General features: G+C 71.9%; 19 protein-coding genes and 1 pseudogene. 10 read left to right on the forward strand and 10 right to left on the reverse strand.

The genetic code is table 11. From position 1 onward, the window contains the following. Positions 1 to 129 precede the first annotated feature (129 nt). Positions 130 to 1,260 (reverse strand): diacylglycerol kinase family protein, encoded by a 1,131-nt coding sequence (locus H7A72_RS01035; RefSeq protein ID WP_223277721.1) that lies wholly within the window; start codon positions 1,258 to 1,260, stop codon positions 130 to 132. Positions 1,261 to 1,352: 92 nt separating this feature from the next. Here H7A72_RS01035 and serS point away from each other — a divergent pair, with 92 nt between their 5' ends. Both serS and H7A72_RS01045 read left to right on the forward strand, forming a co-directional pair. Next, the gene (gene serS / locus H7A72_RS01040) at positions 1,353 to 2,681 is read left to right on the forward strand and encodes a serine--tRNA ligase (RefSeq protein WP_185221352.1); all 1,329 of its coding nucleotides are present in this window, start codon (positions 1,353 to 1,355) and stop codon (positions 2,679 to 2,681) included. Positions 2,682 to 2,781: 100 nt separating this feature from the next. Then, on the forward strand, positions 2,782 to 5,529 hold the full coding sequence (locus H7A72_RS01045; RefSeq protein WP_185221353.1) for a LuxR C-terminal-related transcriptional regulator: 2,748 nt from the start codon (positions 2,782 to 2,784) through the stop codon (positions 5,527 to 5,529). 65 nt (positions 5,530 to 5,594) lie between these two features. Here the strand turns inward: H7A72_RS01045 and H7A72_RS01050 are convergent, their stop codons facing one another. The 3 genes from H7A72_RS01050 to H7A72_RS01060 form a co-directional block, all read right to left on the reverse strand. Next, a complete protein-coding gene (locus H7A72_RS01050; RefSeq protein ID WP_185221354.1) occupies positions 5,595 to 6,449 on the reverse strand; it encodes an ABC transporter permease in 855 nt (284 codons plus the stop codon). Next, a complete protein-coding gene (locus H7A72_RS01055; protein ID WP_185221355.1) occupies positions 6,446 to 7,411 on the reverse strand; it encodes an ATP-binding cassette domain-containing protein in 966 nt (321 codons plus the stop codon). The genes H7A72_RS01050 and H7A72_RS01055 overlap by 4 nt, the downstream gene beginning before the upstream one ends. Positions 7,412 to 7,507: 96 nt before the next feature. Further along, a complete protein-coding gene (locus H7A72_RS01060) occupies positions 7,508 to 8,158 on the reverse strand; it encodes a DedA family protein (protein ID WP_185221356.1) in 651 nt (216 codons plus the stop codon). 69 nt (positions 8,159 to 8,227) lie between these two features. On the opposite strand from H7A72_RS01060, the gene H7A72_RS01065 reads away from it, so the two are divergent. After that, positions 8,228 to 8,875, forward strand: a complete 648-nt coding sequence (locus H7A72_RS01065; RefSeq protein ID WP_185221357.1) for a TrmH family RNA methyltransferase — start codon at positions 8,228 to 8,230, stop codon at positions 8,873 to 8,875. Positions 8,876 to 8,877: 2 nt separating this feature from the next. Here the strand turns inward: H7A72_RS01065 and H7A72_RS01070 are convergent, their stop codons facing one another. The 3 genes from H7A72_RS01070 to putP all read right to left on the reverse strand — a co-directional run bounded on the left by H7A72_RS01070 (position 8,878) and on the right by putP (position 12,624). After that, on the reverse strand, positions 8,878 to 10,488 hold the full coding sequence (locus tag H7A72_RS01070; RefSeq protein ID WP_185221358.1) for a hypothetical protein: 1,611 nt from the start codon (positions 10,486 to 10,488) through the stop codon (positions 8,878 to 8,880). Then, positions 10,485 to 11,000: a SigE family RNA polymerase sigma factor gene (locus H7A72_RS01075; protein ID WP_223277722.1), complete on the reverse strand. Its 516-nt coding sequence runs from the start codon at positions 10,998 to 11,000 to the stop codon at positions 10,485 to 10,487. Before H7A72_RS01075 ends, H7A72_RS01070 begins: the two co-directional genes overlap by 4 nt. Before the next feature lie 97 nt (positions 11,001 to 11,097). Beyond that, positions 11,098 to 12,624 carry a sodium/proline symporter PutP gene (gene putP, locus H7A72_RS01080; protein ID WP_185221360.1) on the reverse strand — a complete coding sequence of 509 codons (1,527 nt, stop codon included), beginning with the start codon at positions 12,622 to 12,624 and terminating at the stop codon, positions 11,098 to 11,100. 77 nt (positions 12,625 to 12,701) lie between these two features. Between putP and H7A72_RS01085 the strand changes: the two are divergent. Beyond that, positions 12,702 to 13,920: pseudogene (locus H7A72_RS01085) on the forward strand (pyridoxal phosphate-dependent aminotransferase). Positions 13,921 to 13,951: 31 nt separating this feature from the next. On the opposite strand, the gene H7A72_RS01090 reads toward H7A72_RS01085, so the two are convergent. After that, complete coding sequence (locus H7A72_RS01090) at positions 13,952 to 14,566, reverse strand: hypothetical protein (protein WP_185221361.1); 615 nt, start codon at positions 14,564 to 14,566, stop codon at positions 13,952 to 13,954. A 146-nt stretch (positions 14,567 to 14,712) separates the two neighbouring features. Here H7A72_RS01090 and fbaA point away from each other — a divergent pair, with 146 nt between their 5' ends. The 5 genes from fbaA to H7A72_RS01115 all read left to right on the forward strand — a co-directional run bounded on the left by fbaA (position 14,713) and on the right by H7A72_RS01115 (position 18,855). Then, complete coding sequence (gene fbaA, locus H7A72_RS01095; protein ID WP_072623468.1) at positions 14,713 to 15,747, forward strand: class II fructose-bisphosphate aldolase; 1,035 nt, start codon at positions 14,713 to 14,715, stop codon at positions 15,745 to 15,747. After that, positions 15,747 to 16,151 (forward strand): DUF3151 domain-containing protein, encoded by a 405-nt coding sequence (locus H7A72_RS01100; protein WP_084452875.1) that lies wholly within the window; start codon positions 15,747 to 15,749, stop codon positions 16,149 to 16,151. Before fbaA ends, H7A72_RS01100 begins: the two co-directional genes overlap by 1 nt. A 241-nt stretch (positions 16,152 to 16,392) precedes the next feature. Then, positions 16,393 to 17,190: a hypothetical protein gene (locus H7A72_RS01105; protein WP_185221362.1), complete on the forward strand. Its 798-nt coding sequence runs from the start codon at positions 16,393 to 16,395 to the stop codon at positions 17,188 to 17,190. 87 nt (positions 17,191 to 17,277) lie between these two features. Next, positions 17,278 to 18,567: an adenylosuccinate synthase gene (locus H7A72_RS01110; RefSeq protein WP_185221363.1), complete on the forward strand. Its 1,290-nt coding sequence runs from the start codon at positions 17,278 to 17,280 to the stop codon at positions 18,565 to 18,567. Positions 18,568 to 18,675: 108 nt separating this feature from the next. Then, positions 18,676 to 18,855, forward strand: a complete 180-nt coding sequence (locus tag H7A72_RS01115; protein WP_072623472.1) for a DUF5302 domain-containing protein — start codon at positions 18,676 to 18,678, stop codon at positions 18,853 to 18,855. 89 nt (positions 18,856 to 18,944) lie between these two features. Here the strand turns inward: H7A72_RS01115 and H7A72_RS01120 are convergent, their stop codons facing one another. Further along, positions 18,945 to 21,152, reverse strand: a complete 2,208-nt coding sequence (locus H7A72_RS01120; RefSeq protein WP_185221364.1) for an AAA family ATPase — start codon at positions 21,150 to 21,152, stop codon at positions 18,945 to 18,947. A gap of 385 nt (positions 21,153 to 21,537) precedes the next feature. Between H7A72_RS01120 and purD the strand changes: the two genes are divergently transcribed. Continuing rightward, on the forward strand, positions 21,538 to 22,821 hold the full coding sequence (gene purD / locus H7A72_RS01125) for a phosphoribosylamine--glycine ligase (RefSeq protein WP_185221365.1): 1,284 nt from the start codon (positions 21,538 to 21,540) through the stop codon (positions 22,819 to 22,821). On the opposite strand, the gene H7A72_RS01130 is transcribed toward purD, so the two are convergent. Then, positions 22,822 to 23,061: a WhiB family transcriptional regulator gene (locus tag H7A72_RS01130; RefSeq protein ID WP_185221366.1), complete on the reverse strand. Its 240-nt coding sequence runs from the start codon at positions 23,059 to 23,061 to the stop codon at positions 22,822 to 22,824. Between the last annotated feature and the right edge of the window lie 47 nt (positions 23,062 to 23,108).

The following is a 23,108-nucleotide window of genomic DNA, read 5'->3' on the forward strand; positions in this document are numbered from 1 at the left end:
CCCCCTTCGTCGCCGCTCGACAAGAGAAACACCCCCTTCGCAAGGGTTTCAAACCCTTGCGAAGGGGGTGTTTCTCGGGTCACCCGGAAATCGAGGTACGGGTGGGGCGGGCCCCGGTCGAGTCCCCGCTCAGGTGCTCGCGACCCGCACGATGAGCGCCTGCTGGTCGACGGTCACCCGCAGGCGGGAGGCCTCGCCGATGACGTCACCGTCGACCTGCACGGGGTGCGGCTCGTCGACGCTGGCGGTGTAGGTCGAGCCGGAGGTGCGGATCAGCTCGGTGCCGTCCTTCTCGGAGCGGCCGAGCACGCGCACGGCGACCGAGCCCCAGCCGATGATCGTCTTGGGGGCGACGACGACGCCGTCGAGTCGCCCGTCGTCGATGCGGGCGCTCGGGATCAGCAGGATCCCGCCGGTGAGGGTGCCGCAGTTGCCGAAGAGGATCGTGCGCGCCCGGACCGGCTCCTGCGCCTGCCCGTCGATGGTCCACCGCACGCGGAAGCGCTTGATGAAGATGCTGCGGAAGCCGGTGACGAAGTAGGCCGTCCAGCCGACGCGTGCCTTGAGCTCCTCGCTCGTGTTGCCCATGATCGCCGCGTCGAAGCCCATGCCCGCCATGACGAGGAAGGGGTGGCGCTCGACGGGCGGGCCCTCGACGGGGTCCTCGGCCTGGCCGGAGTCGTCGGTCGCGACCTCCTCGGCCGGGTCGAGCTCGAGCCAGGCGACGTCGATCGCCTTGTTGCGGCCGCTGTAGGCCACTCGCAGCGCCTCGGTGAGGTCGGCGCCGAAGGGGATGTCCAGGTTGCGCGCGAGCAGGTTGCCGGTGCCGCGGGGGAGCAGGCCCATCGGCGTGCGGGTGCCGGCGAGGGCGACCGCGACCGCGCGGATGGTGCCGTCGCCGCCGAGCGGGCAGACGACGTCGACGCCCGCCTCGACCGCCTCACGGGCCTGACCGGTGCCGGGGTCGTCGATCGTCGTCTCGATGAAGAGCGGCTCGTCCCAGCCCAGCTCGCGGCTGGCCGCGGTCAGCTCGGCGCGGGTCGCCGGGACGCTGTCGAACTTCGTCGGGTTGATGATGATGGCCGCACGACGAGGTGCGGGCTTGCTCCCTTCGTCCTTGCGGAAGCGGTGACGCTCCGGCCGGGACGCGGCGTGCCGAGCCCCCGCGGCAGCCGGTCCACGCAGGACGAGGGCGACGACGACGGCGACGAGCACGAGGCAGAGGGCGATCGCGATCGCCAGCATGGTCCAGTCAGGCACGGCCGTGACGCTACCCCAGCGGTGGCCCGCCGGCCCCCTTCCCCGGGCCCGGGCGGCAGGGGTGACCGGTCATCGCGGATATCCTGCGTGTCGTGATCGACCTCAAGTTCCTGCGCGACCAGCCCGAAGCCGTCCGAGCCAGCCAGCGTGCCCGGGGTGAGGACGAGTCCCTCGTCGACGCGGTCCTCGCGGCCGACGCGCGCCGTCGCGAGACCATCGGCGCCTTCGAGTCCGCCCGGGCCGAGCAGAAGGCGGCGAGCAAGGAGCTCGGTCCGGTCATGGGTCGGCTCAACAAGGCGAAGAAGCAAGGTGAGGACGCCGCGCTCGTGGCCGAGCTCGAGGTCGAGGCCGCCGCGCTGCGCGACAAGGGTGCCGCGATGTCGGCCCGCGTCAAGGAGCTCGAGGCCGCCGCCGACGAGGCGAAGGGAGAGCTCGACGCCTCGATCCGTCGGATCGGCAATGTCATCCAGGAGGGTGTCCCGGCCGGCGGCGAGGACGACTTCGACCTGATCGAGGAGGTCGGGACCCCGCGCGACTTCGCCGCCGAGGGCTTCGAGCCCAAGGACCACCTCGAGCTCGGCGAGCTGCTCGGCGCCATCGACATGGAGCGCGGGGCCAAGGTGAGCGGCAGCCGCTTCTACTACCTGCGCGGCGCCGGCGCCCGGCTCGAGATCGCCCTCATGGCCCTCGCCCAGCAGGTCGCCGCCGAGGAGGGCTTCACCCCGCTCGTCGTCCCGACGCTCGTGCGCCCTGAGACGATGGCCGGCACCGGCTACCTCGACGCCCACGACGACGTCTACCACCTGCCCGCCGACGAGCTGTACCTCACGGGCACGTCCGAGGTCGCGCTCGCCGGCTACCACGCCGACGAGATCCTCGACCTCTCGCAGGGTCCGATCCGCTACGTGTCGACGTCGACCTGCTACCGGCGCGAGGCGGGCAGCTACGGCAAGGACACCCGAGGCATCTTCCGCGTCCACCAGTTCCAGAAGACCGAGATGTTCGTCTTCTGCCGCCCCGAGGACGCCCAGGCCCAGCACGAGGAGCTGCTGCGGATCGAGCGGCGGATCCTCGAGGCCCTCGAGCTGCCCTACCGGGTCATCGACGTCGCCGCCGGTGACCTCGGCGGGCCGGCGAGCCGCAAGTACGACTGCGAGGCGTGGGTGCCCACGCAGGGCAAGTACCGCGAGCTGACGTCGACGAGCAACTGCACGACCTTCCAGGCGCGGCGCCTGAACATCCGTGAGCGCAACGCCGAGGGCGGCGGCACCCGCACGGTCGCCACGCTCAACGGCACCGCCATCACGAGCACCCGCCCCATCGTGGCCATCCTCGAGAACCACCAGCAGGCCGACGGCTCGGTCCGCGTCCCCGCGGCGCTGCAGCCCTTCCTCGGTGTAGAGGTCATCCGACCGCGCTGACCGTGACCACCGCGTTCTCCCCGACGAAGGGGGCCCGACCCACGGCGTTCAGGTCGGCGGGCTACGTTGGACTCGTCCCCCCGACGACGGAGGAGCACGAGTGATCCAGCCTGCTCGGCACGAGGCCGCGGGCGCTGCGGCCCCGGTGGGCCGCGCCCGGCTCGCCGCGTCGATCACCGCCCGGGTGCTCGACGGTCAGGCTGTCGCGCTCCACGGCCCGCGCGGCATGGGCCGCACCACCGTCCTCGACCTCGTCGCCGCAGGGCTCCCGCACGCGATCAGCGTCCGGGTGCAGCGTCTGGGCACCCCCGGGCACGGGGCCGCGCTCATCGCGTCCGCCTTCCCGGCCGAGACGCTCGACGAGCTGCCCGAGCGGATGCGCGCCGGACTGCTCGACCCGCAGTCCGTGACCGTCGGTGACCCGGCGGTCTTCCTCGGGGACGCCCTGACGGAGCTGCTGACGACCGAGGCGGGGCGGGCCCCCTTCGTCCTTGTGGTCGATGACGCCCAGCACCTCGACCCGCTGACGCTCGCCGCCCTGCGCACTGCGGCGTCGCGCTCGCTCGGCCCCGGCGCGCTGGGCATCCTCTTGGGGGTCGGGCCGCCGGAGGTCTCCTCGGAGACCGGCTTCGTCCCGGGGCTGGTCGCCGCGCGCGAGCTGCAGCTGCTCCACCTCGACCTCCAGCCGCTGGCGGGGGCCGACACCGTCGAGATGCTCACCACGGCTGGCGTGCCGACCGACACCGCGCTGTGGGCGCACCGCGAGTCCGGCGGCAACCCCGGCCTGGCCCATGACGTCGCCGCGGCCGTCGATGCCATGTCGCCCGCCGACGCGACCCGGGCGGTCCGCTCGCTCGTGCGGCAACGCGCCCTGGCGCTCTCGCCGCCCGTGCGCGCCACGCTGCGCCGGGTCGCGGCGATGCACCAGCCGACGACCGCGGTCCTCACCCGTCTCGGCGGCGCCGACGCCGTCGACAGCATCCGCACGGCACGGGCCCTCGCGCTCCTGGTGAGCGAGGACGACTACGTCCGGCTCACCCCGACAGCGCTCGGCGACGTGCTGCTCGAGTCGATCGACAGCGACGAGCTCGTGCAGCTGCACACCGAGCTCGCTGCCGCAGCCGACACCGAGGCCCTGGCCCGCTACCACCGCGCCCTCGCCGGAGACCCGTCGACCACGCCGGCCGACCTGGCCGCCTCGGCCGCGGAGACCGCGGCACGGGGCGAGCACGACCTCGCTGCCCAGCTCTACCTCCTCGCGGCCGACGCGCGCACCGACGAATGGGCCGAGTGGATCACCTGCTGCCTCGAGAATGCCGTCATCGGCAAGGAGAGCCGGGTGCTGCACCGAGCCGTCCAGGGCGCGGCGCGGCTCACCGACCCGGGGCACCGGGTCCGGGCCGATCTCGCGCTCGTCGAGCTCGGCGACGTCTCGCCCGACGAGGTGCTCGTCACCGCGCTGCAGGCGGCCCGGGAGCACCCCGACCTCCAGGCGCGGGTCCTGCTGCAGCGCGCCCGCCTGCTCCTGGGGACGCACGAGCTGCGCACGGCGCTCGAGCTGGCCCGCCGGTCCGTCGAGCTCGCCGAGCGGGCCGGGCGGCCCGACATCGAGGTCGACGCCCTCACCGTCGCCGCGTCGGTGACTCGCACCCTCGGCGAGGGCGGGTCGCGTGAGCTCATCGACTCGGCCGCCGCGCTGGCCGGGACGCCGCGACCGGGTCACGTCCACACGTCCGCCCGCTACATCGCCGGGCGCTTCGCGCTGCACGACGACGACCTGCGTCGGGCTCGGGCGGAGTTCGTCGACATGCTCGCCTCCGTCGGGCAGGACGCCGGCTATGACACCGTCCACGTCCTGCGCAGCCTCGTCGAGATCGTCTCCAGGCAGGGGCGTGGGCGGGAGGCGCTCGAGCTCGCCGGGCGGGCTACCCGGGCGGCCACGCACTTCGACACCCCCGTCGCGACGACCTGGTACATCGAGGCGATCGCGGAGTGCGCCGGGGGATCCTTCGAGCGGGCCGCCGTCGTCAGCTCCCGCGGGGTGGCGCTCGCGCGCGAGCAGGAGGACGAGCGCTACCTGCGTCGGCACCTGGCCCATCTCGGTCTGGCCCGACTGCACCTCGACGAGCTCGACGAGGCGGTCGAGGCCTTCCGCGAGCTGCGGGCCATCGACGCGGCGAGCGGGATCAGGGACGTGACCTCCCTGCGCTGGCACACCGATGCCGTCACCGCCCTGGCCCTCGTCGGCGAGGTCGACGAGGCAGCGGACCTGCTCGCCGGCGTGCGCGCCGAGATCGCCGCCGGCCGCGGGGCGCCGGGAGTCGTCGTCGCTGCCGACCGGGCCGAGGCGGAGATTGCCGCCGCTCGGGGTGACCTCGACCGAGCGCGTGAGCTCGTCACCCGCTCGGCGACGGTCGCGGGGGAGCGTCGGCTGCCGATCGAGCAGGCGCGCTCGCTGGTGACACTCGCCCACGTCGAGCGCCGCGCCCGCCGGAGCGGGCGCAGCCGCGAGGCCGCCGGCCGGGCGCGCGAGGTGCTGCGCCCGCTGCACGCCGAGCCGTGGACCGCGTGGGTGCTGGCGCGCTTCCCCGAGGGAGCCGCGCTGCACACGCTCGAGCCCGAGGAGCCCGATGCCGGCGACCCCCAGGCCCTCCTGGCCTCGCTCACCCTCACCGAGCAGCAGGTGGCCGGGCTCGTCGCCGACGGCGCGAGCAACCGCGAGATCGCCCAGCGGCTGCACCTGAGCGTCAAGACGGTCGAGGGCACCCTGACGCGGGTCTACCGCAAGTCGGGCCTGCGCTCGCGCACCCAGCTCGCCGCGCTCGTCCTCGGCCACGGCCCTCGCTGACCCCCCACACGTCCGGGCGAGCGGGTCGAGGTATCCGCGACCGTCTATCTGGTCGCTCGGCTCCCTCAGTCGGTCGTGCGGGCGTTGAAGGCCCGCAGGGCCAGTGGCGCGATGACGAGCGTGATGCCCACCGACCAGATGATTGTCGCCAGCTCGGGATGCTGCAGCGGCCACGGGGCGTCGGCGCGCAGCGGCTGTCCCGCGACGCCCCAGTTGTCACGCATCGCCTGACTGAGGGCTGAGATGGGGTTCCACTCGGCGACGGTGCGCAGCCAGCTCGGCATGACGTCGGTCCGCGCGAAGGCATTGGACAGGAAGGTGATCGGGAAGATCGTCGTGAACATCAGGCCGTTGACCGCCTCGACCGAGCGCATCGCCGACCCGACGAGGATCCCGATCCAGATCATCGCGAAGCCGAAGAGCAGCAGCAGCCCGTAGCCGACGAGGGCGTTGACCACGCCGTCGTGCAGGCGCCACCCGATGAAGAGCCCGGTGACCGACATGACGGCGACGCCGATGCTCGAGTGGATGAGCGCGGCGATGCTGCGCGAGATGAGGATCGACGAACGACGGATGGGCAGCGACCGCAGCCGGTCGACCATGCCCTTGCCGATGTCGGTGTTGAGCCCGATGGCGACGATGAAGGCGCTGAAGGCGATGGTCTGCGCCATGATCCCGGGCAGCAGCCACGGCTTGTAGTCGACCCCGGGGATCTGGATCGAGCCACCGAAGACATAGGCGAAGAGCAGCACGAACATCACCGGCTGGATCGTCACGTCGGTGAGCATCTCGGGCTGGCGCTTGATGTGGGTGAGGTTGCGGCGCACGAGGGTGGTGATCTGCCGGACCCGACCGGCGCCGACCGGTGTCGGGCTCGCGTGCGGGACGGCGATGGAGCCGGTGTCGCCCTGGGCGGTCATGCCAGTGCCTCCTGGTTGGTGGACTCCTCGGCGGCATGGCCGGTGAGGGAGAGGAAGACGTCGTCGAGGCTCGGGCGCTGCATGCCCAGGTCGTCGACGTCGATGTCGGCGCCGTCGAGGGCGCCGGCGATGCGGGTGAGGTCGGCGACCCCGGCACCGGGGGCGGTCAGCCGACGGGCGTCGGCGTCGACGTGGACCTCGCCGACGGCCTCACGGACGAGCTCGGCGGCGCGGGCCACCTCGTCGTGGCGGGAGACGGTGACGACGAGGCTCGTGGCACCGGACTGGTCCTTGAGCTCGAGCGGGGTGCCCTGGGCGATGATCCGCCCGTGGTCGATGACGCAGATGCGGTCAGCGAGCTGGTCGGCCTCGTCGAGGTACTGGGTCGTGAGCAGCAGCGTGGTGCCGTCACGCACGAGGTCACGCAGCACCTCCCACAGCTCGACGCGGCTGCGCGGGTCGAGGCCGGTCGTCGGTTCGTCGAGGAAGAGCACGGAGGGGTGGGCGATGAGGCTCACGGCCAGGTCGATCCGTCGGCGCATGCCGCCGGAGTAGTCCTTGACCACCTTGTTGCCCGCCTCGGCGAGCGAGAACCGCTCGAGCAGGTCGTCGGCCCGACGCCGCACCTCGCGACGCGGCAGGCCGTAGAGGTCGCCGATGAGGCGCAGATTTTCTTTCCCCGTCAGCAGGTCGTCGACGGTGGCGGACTGCGCCGTCAAGCCCATGCTCGCGCGCACCGCCTCGGGCTCGGCGACGACGTCGTGCCCGGCGACCCGCGCGGTGCCCCGCGTCGGGGTGGCGAGCGTGGTCATCATGCGCACGGTCGTCGTCTTGCCGGCGCCGTTGGGCCCCAGGAGGCCGAAGACGGTGCCCTGGGGGACCTCGAAGCTCACGTCGTCGACGGCCACGAAGTCACCGAAGGTCTTCACCAGGCCGGAGGCCTCGATCACGGGTGCGGTCATGTCGGTCCACGCTAGGGGGCGGCACCGACAACGCGCACCGGATTTCCCTTCGAGGCTCGGCCGCGGACGGCCTCGCACCTCAGGGACCGGGGGTGGCTACTCCAGGGTCTCGACGTCGATGTGGTCGTCGGGGTCGTGGCTGCGGCGCACCGAGCGCCGCCACATCCACGCGACGACCCCGAGGGCGGCGAGGACGATGAGGACGTAGACGACCTTGCTGATCGGGTCCATGTACTGCTCGACGAGGTGGTAGCGGTCGCCGAGCTGGAAGCCGATCCAGACGAAGAGGGAGTTCCAGATGAGCGAGCCGGCGGTCGTGTAGCCGAGGAACTTCGCCAGCGGCATGCGGTCGATGCCGGCGGGGATCGAGATGATGCTGCGGATCCCGGGGACGAAGCGACCGAGGAAGACGGCCTTGGGCCCGTGCCTGGTGAACCACGCGTCGGCCTTGTCGATGTCGGCGACGTCGACGAGCGGCATCCGGTGCGCGATGACCTTGAGCCGGTCGATCCCGAGCGCCGCGCCGATGCCGTAGAGCAGCAGCGCACCGGCGACCGATCCGAACGTCGCCCAGAGCACCGCCTCGACGATCGAGTAGCGGCCCTGTGCGGCGGTGAAGCCGGCGAGCGGCAGGATCACCTCGCTAGGGATCGGTGGGAAGACGTTCTCGAGGAAGATGCCCAGCGCGATGCCGGGCCCCCCGATCCGGTCCATGAGGTCGAGGACCCACTCGACGATGGTGTTCATGCGGCCCTTCCGCGGCGGTGACGTCTACGGTGGGGGCCCGTGAGCACCCCGGATGATCATGCCAAGGCTATGGGCGGACCCTCCGCGTCGCCTGTGAGCCACGGCGTCGGCCCGTGGGTGGGCGAGTGGCCCGACGACTCGCGTCTCGATCCCGAGCTGCTCCGCGACGGCGACCGGCGCAATGTCGAGGACCGCTACCGCTACTGGTCCCACGAGGCGATCACCGCGGACCTGGCGACCCGGCGGCACGCCTTCCACGTCGCCATCGAGAACTGGGAGCACGACTTCAACATCGGCTCCGTCGTGCGCACGGCCAACGCCATGGGGGCCGCCGCCTTCCACATCGTCGGCCGGCGGCGGTGGAACCGGCGTGGCGCGATGGTCACCGACCGCTACCAGGTGGAGCACCACCATCCGTCCGTCGAGGACTTCACGCAGTGGGCGGCGACGGCGGGCGAAGGGGGGACCCCCCTTCGCATCATCGGCATCGACAACGTGCCGGGCTCGGTCCCGATCGAGACCCACGACCTGCCCCGCGACTGCGTCCTCGTCCTCGGCCAGGAGGGCCCGGGGATCTCGCCGGAGATGCTCGCGGCGTGCGAGGTCGTGCTCGAGATCAGCCAGTTCGGCTCGACCCGCTCGATCAACGCCGGCGCGGCTGCGGCGATCGCGATGCACGCCTGGGTGCGGCGGCACACCTTCGGTCAGGTGCCGTAGACCTATTGCACCGTCACCCCGGGCGAAGGGAGCGGGGCCGGCTCCTCCGTGGTCCTGATCGCGATCGTCACGACGAGCACCGCCAGCAGGATGCCGACGACCACGGCGATCGACGTCGACGTCACGGCCCCAGGGCGCACGTTGGACCTGACGAAGGAGACGACCATGCCGGAGAGCAGGGTCAGCACTCCGGCCAGCGCCAGGGCGGTGAGCCAGGGGTGCCACGACCACCACGACGTGCGCACCCCGAGGTGGTGCCGGGTCACCTCGCCGTGGAGCGCAGTCTGCGCGACGCTCACCGCGTCGACCTGCAGCCCGGGGTCGACGACCATCAAGGACACCGCAGGGTCGACAGGCGTGTTGAGCGTCATGACCCCGACCTCGGCATTGGCATAGAAGATCACGTGGTCCGCCACGCGGACCCGAGAGCCGACGACGTCCGCTCCGGTCGGGGCCGAGGCGAGCTGGGTCGGGGCCCTCACCAAGGACGACGAGCCGGCGACGTCCGCTGCCCGCGCGGCCATGACCCCGTCGAGGCCTCCGCCCCAGGCGATGTCCAGCCCGGTCGTGGTCCCGGTCTGGCGGAGGTGCAGGTTGCGCTCGTCCCAGATGACCCCGCCCAGCATCGGGACACCCGCCGAGCGGCGCTGCGCACCGAGCTCCGTGGCCCGGCCCTCGTCGACATCGACCTCGACGGTGATGAGCCGCTCGCCACCGTGCGGCTGGACGAGGCAGAGGTCGAGCAACCGGCGCTCGTCGAGCCAGCCGGCGAGCCCGCGGGTGCAGGACTGCGTCCGAAGGAGAGCGCCGGGTGTGCTCTCGACGACCACCGTCGTCACCACCCGGCCACGGGTGTCGACGACCGTGACCTGTCGTCCCGTGTCACTGTCGCACGCGAGCGCCACGCGTGGCGAGCCGCCGCCCGGCCGCCAGTGCAGCTGCGCACCCGGCCCGGCGAAGCAGGTCCCGCCGACGAGGTCCCGCGCACTGGGCTCGGCGCCACCGAGGACATTGCGCTGGTGTGCGCGCTCTCCGGTGGTGACGTCGATGATGACCAGCCGCGGTTGCGTCTGGTCCGCGGGTCGTTCGAAGGCGGCGATCCACCGTCCCGTCGGGTCCAGCGAAGGGAGAGGCACGCGCTGGTCGTCCGCGTAGCCGCTTTGCTCGACGGGTGCGTCGATCGTCGCCGGAGGCTTCGCCGGCAACAGGTCGGGCAGCGACCACAGCGACCCGTCGGGGCGAAGGGCGAGCCAGCCGCCCCCGTCGCCTCGGGTCCGCGAGTGCATGACCGCGGTGAGGGGTACTCCCTTCGTCGGAAGGGGGTCGACGTGACCGGGGTCGACCACGCGCTGCGGATAACCGGTGACCGCGACGGGCAGCTCGTCGGGGGAGGGCTCGGCGGGGGCGGAGTCGGTCCTCCCCAGCCCGCTGACGACGGCGATCCACACGAGAGCGGCGGCGGCCGCAACCGCGGTGAGGGACGCGAGGAGTCGGGTGCGACGCTGGCGGGTGACATCAGCACGACCGGCGGCCCAGGTGCGCTCCGCGAGCCCCTCCGGGACACCGTCGACCTCCTCGGCCAGCTCGCGCAGGGCGTCGTGCAGGGAGCTCATGACGTGGCCTCCTCTCGCTCGAAGGTCGCCGCCAGCTCGGGGGCGAGCTCGCGCAGGCGCTTCAGCGCATGGCGGGTCTGCGACTTCACCGTGTTGGGGGAGCAGCCGAGGACCGCGGCCGTCTCCACCTCGGTGTGCTGCTCGTAGAAGCGCAGCACGAGCACCGCGCGTTGGCGGGGGGTGAGGCGCATCAGCGCGTCGCGGAGCACGACGCGACGATCGGTGTCCTCGAAGGCGTCCCCGACCGCGGCCTCGTGGCCCGTGGGCTCACCGACGACCCGCGGTCGCACGGCTCGTCGGCGCCACCCGTCGATCGCCCCGTGGTGGAGTGCTCGGCGCACGTAGGCCTCCGGGCTGCCCTCGCCGGACACCCGATCCCAGTGCCGGGCGAGGCCGGCGAGAGCCTCCTGCAGCAGGTCCTCGGCGTCGGCGTGGTGACCCGTGAGCAGCCATGCGATGCGCAGCAGCGCGGTGCCGCGCTCGCGCACGAAGTCCTCGAAGTCCCCGTCCACGGCCACCACCCACCCCCTTCGTCCCGAACAGCAAAGATCCCACCTCCGTGCATCTCATGACGCACGAAGGTGGGATCCGGGTGGAACCGCTGTCGGCTCAGCCCTGACGGGCGAGGTCGATGTCGCCGCGCCCGTCGGCGAGCTCCTGCTCCATCCGGTCGAACTCGGCCGCGATCTCCGGGTCGGTGGTCGGCCGGAGGAGAGAGACGACGACGGCCACGAGCAGGTTGAGCGCGAAGCCCGGGACGATCTCGTACATCCGGTCGCTCAGGCTGTCGATGTTGCCCCAGACGAAGACGGTGACGGCGCCGACGACCATGCCGGCGATCGCGCCGCTCGCGGTGAGGCGACGCCAGTAGAGCGACAGCAGGACGATCGGGCCGAAGGCGGCACCGAAGCCGGCCCAGGCGAAGGCGACGAGCTCGAGGATCGCCGAGTCGGGGTCGAGCGCGAGGACGAGCCCGACGAGCGCGACGACGAGGACGCCGACGCGGCCGTAGACGAGCAGCGCCTTGTCCGAGGCCTTGCGGCCGGTGAGGTTGACGAGGTCCTCGACGAGCGCGGAGGAGCACACGACGAGCTGGCTCGACATCGTCGACATGATCGCCGCGAGCACGGCCGCGAGGACGAAGCCCGCGACGAGCGGGTGGAAGAAGATCTGCGACAGGAGCAGGAAGACCGTCTCGGGGTCGTCGATCTGCTTGGCCGGGTCGGGGCCGTTGAAGTACGCGATGCCGATGAGGGCGGTCGTGATCGCGCCGAGCGCGGTGATGATCATCCACGTCGTGCTGACGATGCGGCCGTAGTGCGCGTCGGCGGAGGAGCGCAGCGCCATGAAGCGCACGATGATGTGCGGCTGGCCGAAGTAGCCCAGACCCCACGCGGCCGTGGAGAAGATGCTCAGGGCGAGCAGGGCGGCTCCGTCGCTGCCGGCGAAGAGGTTGAAGACGTCGGGGTTGACCGCCTGTGCGCCGTCGACGATCTCGCCGGGGGAGCCCATCGTGAAGACGGCGACGATCGGCACCGCGACGAGCGCGGCGAACATCAGCAGGCCCTGGGCGACGTCGGTGAGCGTCGCCCCGAGGAAGCCGCCGAAGAGCGTGTAGACGAGGGTGATCGCCGCGACGAGCAGCACGCCGTGCAGGTACTCCCAGCCGAAGGAGCTCTCGAAGAACTTGCCGGCGGCGACCATGCCGGAGGAGACGTAGAAGGTGAAGAAGGCGAGGATCACCAGCGCGGCGACGATGCGCAGCAGGTTGGTCCGGTCACGCAGCCGGCGCCCGAAGAAGCTCGGGATGGTGATCGAGTCACCTGCGATCTCGGTGTAGGCCCGCAGCCGCGGGGCGACGAACTTCCAGTTGAGCCAGGCGCCGACCGTCAGGCCGATGGCGATCCAGGACTCGATGAGTCCGGAGGCGTAGATGGCGCCGGGCAGGCCCATGAGCAGCCAGCCGGACATGTCGGCGGCATTGGCGGACAGGGCCGCGACGGCCGGGTGCAGCCCGCGCTCGGCGAGCATGTAACCGTCGATGTTGCGGGTGCGCGTGTAGGCGTAGTAGCCGATCGCGAGCATCGCCGCGAAGTACACGCCGATGGCGATGAGCTGGTAGGTCGTCTCCGACACGGGAGTCCTCTCTGGAAGGTGTGGCCGGGCGACAGTACACCCGCACGTGGCCTGTATCACAGTGCGACCATGACCACATGACGTCTTCCTTCGCCCCCTCCTCCCGGTCCGCGGTCGCCCCCTTCGAGGTCATGGACGTCCTGGCCACCGTCGCCCGGATGCGTGCGGAGGGCCGTGAGGTCATCTCGCTCTGTGCCGGCGAGCCCAGCCAGGGTGCGCCCGGTCGGGTCCACGAGGCCGCGGCGGCGATCCATGCCGAAGGGAGGGCCCTGGGCTACACGCCCGCGCTCGGCACTGCGGCACTGCGCGCGGCCATCGCCGGCCACTACCGGCGGTGGTACGGCTTCGACGTCGACCCGACCGAGGTGGCGGTGACGACGGGCAGCTCCGGCGGCTTCGTCCTGGCTTTCCTCGCGGCCTTCGACCACGGTGACCGGGTCGCGCTGGCGCGGCCCGGCTACCCGGCCTACCGCAACATCCTTGCCGGGCTGGGCTGCGAGGTCGTCGACATCGAGACCGGTCCGGCGGAGCGCTACCAGCCGACCGTCACCCAGCTCGAGGCGGCGCACGCGCACGCCCCGCTGGCCGGGCTCGTCCTCGCCTCGCCGGCCAACCCCACGGGCACGATGGTCGACCGTGGTGAGCTCACCGCGATCGCCGCCTGGTGCAGCGCGCACGGCGTGCGGCTCGTGAGCGACGAGATCTACCACGGCGTCACCTACGGCACCGGCCCCGATGCGAAGGGGGGTCTGCGCCCGGGAGGTCGACGAGCACGCGATCGTCGTCTCCTCCTTCAGCAAGTACTGGGGCATGACCGGGTGGCGTCTTGGCTGGCTCCTCGTGCCGCAGGACCTGCGGGCCGCGGTCGACGCGCTCGCGGGCAACATCGCGCTCTGCCCGCCGGCGGCGGCGCAGGAGGCGGCCGTGGGGGCCTTCTCCGAGGAGTCCTACCGGCAGTGCGAGGCGGCGCTCATCGACTTCGGCCGGGCACGCGAGGTGCTGCTCGAGCGGGTACCTGAGCTCGGTTGGGGCGCAGCGGCGCCCGCCGACGGTGCCTTCTACTACTGGGCCGACCTGGGGGAGCAGCTGGCCGGCTTCGCCGATGCGCGCGAGTACGCGTCGGCGCTGCTCGAGGCGACCGGGGTCGCGGTGACGCCCGGCGGGGACTTCGACCCAGTCGAGGGGTCGCACTGCGTGCGCCTGTCGCTCGCGGCTGGTCCCGAGGCCATCGCCGAGGCGCTCGAGCGGATCATCGCCTGGCAGGACTCCCGACGCTCCACGGGCGCCCGCGGATGAGCCTGCTCGCGCCCTGAGGACCCGTCCGCGATCAGCTCGGCGGGGCGACGTCGCCCTCATTGGTCAGCCCCATCCAGGTGGTGCACCCGACGTCCATGACGAAGGGGATGTCCTTGCGCTCCGTGCCGTCGACCTCGCCCTGGGCGGTGCCCTCGACGCGGACGGCCTCCTGCGAGTAGGTGATCGTCATGTCGTCCTGGTTGCCGACGAGGTCCCCGAAGCGGTCGCCGATGAGGTCCTCCTGGGAGCCGTTGTTCACCCGGAAGCCGGTGAGTGTCGCCTCGTCGCCGTCGAGGTCGAAGTCGGCGCCCACGATGGTGCCGTCGATCTCGCCCGACTCCTCGATCTCGTCCAGGCTCGGCAGGTCGAGCAGGTCGATCGCGCCCTTGGTGCCGTCCTCGCTGCGCTGGCAGGCGGGCTTCCAGGGGGCCTCGATCGTCGTGCCGTCCACGACGATCGTGTTGGAGCCGGTCGCGCTGCTCGAGGACGAGGACGAGGACGAGGACGCAGCCCCGCTGCTCGAGGGCGCAGCCTCGCTGCTCGAGGGCGACTCCTGCCCGGACGAGTCGGAGCCGCAGGCGGCGGTCAGGAGGACGGCGGCGGTGGCGGCAGCGGCCGCGAGGTGGCGTCGGCTACGGAAGTGCACGTGGTTCCCCTTCGTCGTGACGTGGCGAGGGGCGCGTCCCCCCGGTCGCGCGACCGAACCTAGCAAAGGGCGCATGGTCGGGTGAGGGGTGATCTGCGAGGATCGGCGGCAAGACCACCGATCACCGCGCCAGGAGGCTCCACGCCATGCCCATCGCCACTCCCGACGTCTATCGCGACATGCTTGACCGTGCGAAGGCAGGGTCCTTCGCCTACCCCGCGATCAACGTCACCTCCAGCCAGACGCTCAATGCCGCGATCCGCGGGTTCGCCGAGGCCGGCAGCGACGGCATCGTCCAGGTCTCCACCGGCGGCGCCGAGTACCTCTCCGGCCCGACGATCAAGGACATGGTGACCGGCTCGCTCGCGCTCGCCGCCTACGCGCAGGAGGTGGCGAAGAACTACGACGTCAACATCGCCCTGCACACCGACCACTGCCCCAAGGACAAGCTCGACGGCTTCGTCCGCCCGCTGCTCGCCGCGAGCAAGGAGCGTCGGGACGCCACTGGCCTGCCGATCTTCCAGTCGCACATGTGGGACGGCTCGGCCGTGCCGCTGGAGGAGAACCTGCAGATCGCGCAGGAGCTGCTCGAGCTCTCCGCCGCGGCCGACATCATCCTCGAGGTCGAGATCGGTGTCGTCGGCGGCGAGGAGGACGGCGTCGCCAACGAGATCAACGACCAGCTCTACACGACCCCCGAGGACGCGCTCGCGACCGTCGAGGCGCTCGGCCTCGGTGAGAAGGGCCGCTACATGACGGCCCTGACCTTCGGCAACGTCCACGGCGTCTACAAGCCGGGCAACGTCAAGCTGCGCCCCGAGATCCTCAAGCAGTGCCAGGACGCGATCGTCGCGAAGTACGGCACCGACGCCGGCGAGCGCCCCCTCGACCTCGTCTTCCACGGCGGCTCGGGCTCGACCGCCCAGGAGATCAGCGACGCCGTCGACTTCGGCGTCGTGAAGATGAACGTCGACACCGACACCCAGTACGCCTTCACCCGCCCGGTCGCCGGCTTCATGTTCGAGAACTACTCGGGCGTGCTGAAGATCGACGGCGAGGTCGGCAACAAGAAGAAGTACGACCCCCGCGCGTGGGGCAAGGAGGCGGAGGCGTCGATGGCCGCCCGCATCGTCGAGGCCTGCGAGAACCTCCGCTCGGCCGGGACGTCGGTGAAGGCCTGATGGTGGACAACCTGCTCGGCATCCCCGAGACGAAGCTGCCCGAGGACCCGGCGACCGCGCGCATCGAGGCCGGTGAGGACGCGGCCGCGGTGGCGGCGGACCTCCCTTCGTCCTCCCTGCCGTGGGCGGTGCTCGCCGAGACCGCCCTCGACGGTGGCCGCTCCATCGAGGGCTATGCCTACGCCCGCACCGGCTACCACCGCGGTCTCGACGCGCTGCGGCGCTCCGGGTGGAAGGGTCAGGGTCCGGTGCCGTGGGCGCACGTGCCCAACCGCGGTTTCCTGCGGGCGCTCGCCGCGCTCTCCCAGGCCGCCGGCGAGATCGGCGAGACCGAGGAGGAGCAGCGCTGCCGCACCTTCCTCGCCGACTCCTCGCTCGAGGCGGCCCGCGCACTGCTGGGCTGAGCTTCGGTCCCTGAGGAGGTCGCGCAGCGACCGTCTCGAAGGGAACACCTGAAGGGCGTCACGACCACTGGTCGTGACGCCCTTCGTCGTCGGTCCGGTGTCCCGTGCCCGGAAAGCAAGGCGGGGGGCGCCGCTTAGAAGTCCCCTGATTCCCAAGCGCGGCGCCCCCGCAGGGCCCAGTGTGCCCCATGAACACCCCAAAGAACGGCATCGGACGGCCAGTGGCACTAACATGCCAATCATGGCACGAAGCGATGACAGCGACGACGACCCGCTTCGTCGACTCGAGCAGTACCTGGCCGCCGACACGATCCGGGTCGAGGAGGCCCGCGACAAGCTCGTCGACATCGGCGATGCCCTGATGACGCTGCGGGCCCGCATGCACAACATCGACCTCGGTGACGACCCCGGTGTGCAGGTCCTCACCCAGGAGATGGCGGCGCCGATGATCGACCGGGTCGCCGGCCACGTCGATCGCACGGACAACGTCATCCTCACCACCGACACCGGTGCGGGGCAGCAGGAGGCCAACTCGCGGCACGAGCGGGACCGGGCCGTCGAGGGCCAGCTCCAGCGGGCCCTGATCCACCCGGAGGTCCTGCAGGGCGACCTGTCGCGAGCGGAGCTCGCGGCCAAGCGGCGCTCCGGGCAGCAGCAGCGGCTGTCCGACCTCGTGGCCACCGAATTCCTCGTGCTCGGCGACGAGGCGGTCGTGACCCTCGCCGAGTGGGGCGACCCGCACTCGCCCTACGTCTTCATCCGCAACCCCGCGCTGGTGCAGTGCTTCGCCGCGTGGTTCGAGCTCATGTGGTCGGTCTCCCCGGAGGTCGAGGTGCCCGAGACCGGTGCCGACGACGCGCTGATCCGCATGCTCGCCCTCGGGGCCAAGGACGAGATGATCGCGCGCACCCTGCACGTCGGGCTGCGTACCGTGCGCCGGCGCGTCGCCGCCCTGATGGACCAGTACGGCGTCGGCACCCGCTTCCAGCTCGGGGTCGCCCTCGAGCGCGACGGTCGGCTCGGGGTGGCGCGCCGGTAGGGTGTGGGGGTCAGCAGCCGCGGGGCCGCCCGCGGCTGATGTGTTGTCGAGACCCGCTGCCGTCACCGGGGTGGGCGAGGAGGACCGATGCCGGCGATCGTGCTGATCGGGGCCCAGTGGGGCGACGAGGGCAAGGGCAAGGCGACCGACCTGATGGGCAACGACGTCGACTACGTCGTGAAGTTCAACGGGGGCAACAACGCCGGTCACACCGTCGTCATCGAGGGGGAGAAGTACGCACTCCACCTGCTGCCGTCGGGCATCCTCACCCCGAGCGTCGTCCCCGTCATCGGCAACGGCGTCGTCATCGACCTCGAGGTCCTCTTCCAGGAGCTCGACGGGCTCGAGGCGCGTGGCGTCGACACCTCCAAGCTGCTCATCAGCGCCAACGCGCACCTCATCGCGCCCTACAACCGCACACTCGACAAGGTCACCGAGCGCTTCCTCGGCAAGCGCAAGATCGGCACGACCGGCCGTGGCATCGGACCGACCTACGCCGACAAGATGAACCGCATCGGCATCCGCGTGCAGGACATCTTCGACGAGGGGATCCTGCGCCAGAAGGTCGAGGCGGCCCTGGACTTCAAGAACCAGGTCATGGCCAAGATCTACAACACCCGGGCGGCCGACGCCGACGCCGTCGTCGCCGAGCTGCTCTCCTACGCCGACCGGCTGCGCCCGATGGTCGTCGACACCAGTCTCGAGCTGGAGCGGGCGCTCGACGCCGGCAAGAACGTCCTGCTCGAGGCCGGCCAGGCCACCCTGCTCGACGTCGACCACGGCACCTACCCCTTCGTCACCTCGTCCTCGGCGACTGCTGGTGGCGCCTGCACCGGCTCGGGCATCCCGCCGACCCGGGTCAGCCGGGTCATCGCGATCCTCAAGGCCTACTCCACGCGTGTCGGCGAGGGCCCCTTCCCGACCGAGCTCTTCGACGACGACGGAGAGTTCCTGCGCAAGACCGGCCACGAGTACGGCACGACGACCGGTCGCCCGCGCCGCACCGGTTGGCTCGACGCCGTCGTCGGCCGCTACGCGACCCGGATCAACGGCGTCACCGACTTCGTCATCACCAAGCTCGACGTCCTCACCGGCCTGGAGCGGGTCCCGATCTGCGTCGCCTACGAGATCGACGGCGAGCGGGTGGAGGAGATGCCGGTCAACCAGTCGGACGTGCACCACGCGACGCCGATCTACGAGTACCTCGACGGCTGGTGGGAGGACATCACCCACTGCCGCACCTTCGAGGAGCTGCCGGCCAATGCCCAGGCCTACGTCCTGCGGGCCGAGGAGCTCATCGGTGCCCGGGTCTCGGCGATCGGCGTCGGCCCCGGCCGCGACGAGATCATCCAGCGGCACCCGCTCCTCGACGCCTGAGCGGCCCCGTCGCCGGCGAAAAGCCGTTGCCTTCACCCCCTTCGTGCTGGAGGGTGGAGTGACACGGGGTCGCAGCCGCGGTCCCGGCCGCCGACGAAGGGAGGTCCCATGAGCAAGCACGAGAGCGCTCCTGAGGACGTGAAGGCGAAGTTCCGGGAAGCGCTGGAGAAGAAGCAGTCGCACGGCGGGGCCAATGTCTCGCCCGATGGCTCGCACGGCAAGGTCGAGGACGCGCACCGCGCCGAGACCAGTGCGACCCAGCAGATGTTCCGCCGCAAGAGCGGCTGACCGCTCGCTCCACACGGACGGCCTCGGGGCACCTGCCCCGGGGCCGTTCCGCATGTCCCGCCGTCCGATCCGTCCGGACGGGAGGTGCCTCAGTCCAGGGGCCGCAGCACCGTCATCCGGTGCGCCGCACGGGTGAGCACGACGTAGAGGACGCGGGCGCCACCGGGGGCCTCGCGCACGATCGCGTCGGGGTCGACGACGAGCGTCGCGTCCCACTCCAGACCCTTGGTCGACAGCGGGTCGATGACGACGACGCGCCCGTCGTGGCTGCCGTCGAGGGCGAGCATCGCCTCGGCGTGACGCTGCGGGGTGATGACCGCGATGGACCCGTCGACCTCGTCGGCGAGGCGCGTGAGCGCCTGTGCCGCAACGGTGCTGACGTCGGGGCGGGAGTCGTCGAGCGGGTCGCCGAAGGTGACGTCCTCGGGCCGCACCCCGGTCTGCCGCACCGCGTCGGGGATGTCGGCGTCGGGGACGACGGGCAGGATCACCTCGCGCGCGTAGTCGAAGATCTCCTGCGCGTTGCGGTAGTTGGTGGTCATGTGGAAGGCCTGTCGCGGCTGCGTGCCGTAGGCCTCGTCGCGAGCCTGCTCGGCCTCGGCGATGTCGGGCCAGGAGGCCTGGGCGACGTCGCCGACGACCGTCCACGAGGCGCGGCGGCCACGGCGGCCGATCATCCGCCACTGCATGGGGGAGAGGTCCTGGGCCTCGTCGACGAGGACGTGGGCGTAGTCGGTGGAGCGGCCGACGGTGCCGTGCAGCAGGCGCTCGCGGGCGGACGTCGGCGTGAGCGAGTGGTCGACCTCGGGGGCGCGGATCGCCGAGCCCATGGCCTGCAGCTCCTCGACGCCGTCGAGCTCCTCGATCTCGTAGAAGGAGCGCTCCTCGACCTCGGGCGCCTCGACCTGCCCGACCCGCACCGACAGCTCGTCGACGAGCGCGACGTCGGAGACGGTCCACGAGCCGAGCTCGAGGGTCTCGCGGGCGGCGTGGGCCAGGGCGGCGGCATCGCCTTGGCTGAGGACCGAGCGGCACACCTCGTAGGCGAGCTCGGTGTCCGCGAGCCACAGCAGGGCCTCGCGCGGATCGACCTGCGGCCACCACGCGGCGACGAAGTCGTCGACGGCCAGGGACTCGTCGAAGGCGTCGAGGAACTCGTCGCGGTCGCCCTCGCGCACCTGCCGCCACGCGGCCTCGGCGAGCAGCTCGCGCACGTGCTTGGTCGCCTGGTTGCGCGTGCGGTCGCGCAGCGCGCGGCGTCGGATGTCGGCCAGCTGGCCCTCGTCGAGGTGGACGGGCAGGCCGCCGACCATGACCCGCATGCTCGTGGGTGCGCCCGGCACGGCCCGCGCGGCGAGTCGCTTGAGCACGGTGCGCATCTGCAGCGACCCCTTGATCGCGGCGACCTCGGGGGACTCGTGGCGTACGGCGGTGATGACGTCGACGACGTCGCCGAGGGAGCGCAGGGTCACCGACTCCTCGCCGAGCGAAGGGAGGACCCGCTCGATGTAGGCGGTGTAGGCCGCGGAGGGCCCGATGACGAGGATGCCGCCGGACTCGTAGCGGCGCCGGTTGGCGTAGAGCAGGTAGGCCGCGCGGTGCAGGGCCACGACCGTCTTGCCGGTGCCCGGCCCGCCGCTGATCTCGGTGATGCCGCGGTCGGTGGCCCGGATCGCCTCGTCCTGGTGGGCCTGGATCGTCGCGACGATGTCGCGCATCTGCTGCCCGCGGCTGCGGGTCAGCGCGGCCAGAAGGGCGCCGTCGCCGACGACGACCATGTCGTCGGGCGCCTCGGGGACCATGAGGTCGTCCTCGACGCCGATGACCCGCTCACCGCGGCTGCGCAGCACGCGGCGGCGGATGACGCCCTGATTGTCGCCCGGCGTCGCGCGGTAGAAGGGGGAGGCGGCCGGCGCCCGCCAGTCGATGACGAGCGGCTCGTAGTCGTCGTCACGCACTCCGAGGCGGCCGATGTAGCGGACCTCCCGGTCCGACTGGTCTGCTCCCTCCGGCGCGTGGTCGAGGTCGAGGCGACCGAAGACGAGACCCTCGTACTGGTGCTCGAGCGTGGCCATGCGTCGGGCGGCGTTGAAGACGAGCGCGTCGCGCTCGAAGAGCCCGGACATCTCCTCGTCGCGCACATCGCCGGTGCGGTCGGTGCGGCCGCGCGACATGCCGTCCACGGCCACGAGATCGGCGCGCCTGCCGGCCTTGGCGAGCTCGGCGTGGACACGGTCCAGATGCTGCTGCTCGATGGCGATCTCGGCAGCGACGGCGTCGACGTGGGTGTCGGTCACAGGGCCTCGTGCTCCCCTTCGGCTGGGCGGAAGGACTGAGTCTAGTTGCTCCGTGCACGCACCCGACGACACGGGTTGCCGGGCCTGTCGAGAGGACTTGTGGAGGAACTGGTCCGTTCCATCTTGATTTCACCCTCAACGAAGTGCCAGTATCGGAGCGTCGGCTTCGGTCGACGGTCGCGCGGTCGGTGTCCCCCCTGATGTCTGGACCCGCGACCTTGGGGCGCAGCTCACGGCAGAAACCCCCTGCCTGCCGAGAGCTGCGCCCCCCTTTTTGCGTTCTGAGCCCTGCCCGACCTCACGCTGGTTGAGGTGCGAGGCCGTTCGCGGCCGAGCCTCGAAACCGCCCGGCCCCACCGCCTCACCGTCTCGTAGGCTCGCCCCCGTGAAGGTTCTCGTCATCGGCTCCGGCGCCCGCGAGCACGCCCTCGTCCGCGCCCTCACCCTCGACCCCACGGTCTCGGCCGTCATCGCTGCCCCCGGCAACCCCGGCACCGACACGCTGGCCCGCAACCTGCCGGTCGCCGCGGAGGACCCGCAGGCGGTCGTCGACCTGGCCCGTGGCCACGAGATCGACCTCGTCGTCGTCGGCCCGGAGGCCCCGCTCGTCGCGGGCGTCGCCGACGCGGTGCGCGAGGCCGGCATCCGCTGCTTCGGCCCCGGCGCCGAGGCCGCGCGCCTCGAGGGCAGCAAGGCCTACGCCAAGGAGGTCATGGCCGCGGCGGAGGTGCCCACCGCCCTCGCGCACGTCTGCACGACCGAGGAGCAGCTGGCCGAGGCCCTCGATGCCTTCGGTGCTCCCTTCGTCGTCAAGGACGACGGACTGGCCGCCGGCAAGGGGGTCGTGGTGACCGAGGACCGCGAGGTCGCGATGGCGCACGGCCTGGCCTGCCTGGCGAAGGGGGACGACGGTCGCGTCGTCATCGAGGAGTTCCTCGACGGCCCCGAGGCGAGCCTCTTCTGCATCTGCGACGGCTCGACCGTCGTGCCCCTCGACCTCGCCCAGGACTTCAAGCGGGTCTTCGACGGCGACGAGGGCCCCAACACCGGCGGCATGGGCGCCTACAGCCCGCTGGACTGGGCGCCGGAGGGCCTCGTCGACGACGTCGTCGCCCGGGTCGCGCAGCCGGTCGTCGACGAGATGGCGCGGCGAGGCACTCCCTTCGTCGGGGTGCTCTACGTCGGTCTGGCGCTCACCTCGCGCGGTCCGCGGGTCATCGAGTTCAACGTGCGCTTCGGCGACCCCGAGACCCAGTCCGTGCTCGCCCGGCTCGAGTCGCCGCTGGCGGTGCTGCTCACCGCGGCGTCCGAGGGTCGCCTGGCCGAGCACGACCCGCTGCGCTGGCGTCCCGAGTCGGCGGTGACCGTCGTCGTCGCGGCCGAGGGCTACCCGGCGAAGCCGATCACCGGGGTCCCGATCGACGGTCTCGACGCCATCGCCGACGGCGACCTCGCCGAGCACGTCCACGTGCTCCACGCGGGCACCGCGACGCAGGACGGCCGACTGGTCTCCTCGGGCGGGCGGGTGCTGTCGGTCGTCGCCCTCGGCGACGACCTCGCGCAGGCACGCGAGCGGGCCTACGCCGCGGTGGCCGAGGTGGGCCTCGACGGCGGCCACCACCGCACCGACATCGCGCTGCGCGCCTCCCGCGGGGAGATCCGCGCCTGATCAGGCGGCGACGTCCTTGCGGGGGCGCCCGCGCTTGACCTTGCGGGGGATGACCGCGCCCTGGTGGAGGATCTCGCCGCCCCAGACGCCCCACGGCTCGCCGCGCTCGAGCGCGCCCTCGAGGCACATGCGGCGCAGCGGGCAGTCGGCGCACAGCGACTTCGCGTACTCCAGACCCTCGGGCGTCTCGGCGAACCACAGCTCGGGAGACATGGTCTGGCACGGCGTGGTCGTCGTCATGCGGCCACCCTCCAACCTCAAGTTGACATGAGGTCAAGTCGGTAGGG

The organism is Janibacter sp. YB324, assembly GCF_014217915.1.
GTDB classification, from domain to species: domain Bacteria; phylum Actinomycetota; class Actinomycetes; order Actinomycetales; family Dermatophilaceae; genus Janibacter; species Janibacter indicus.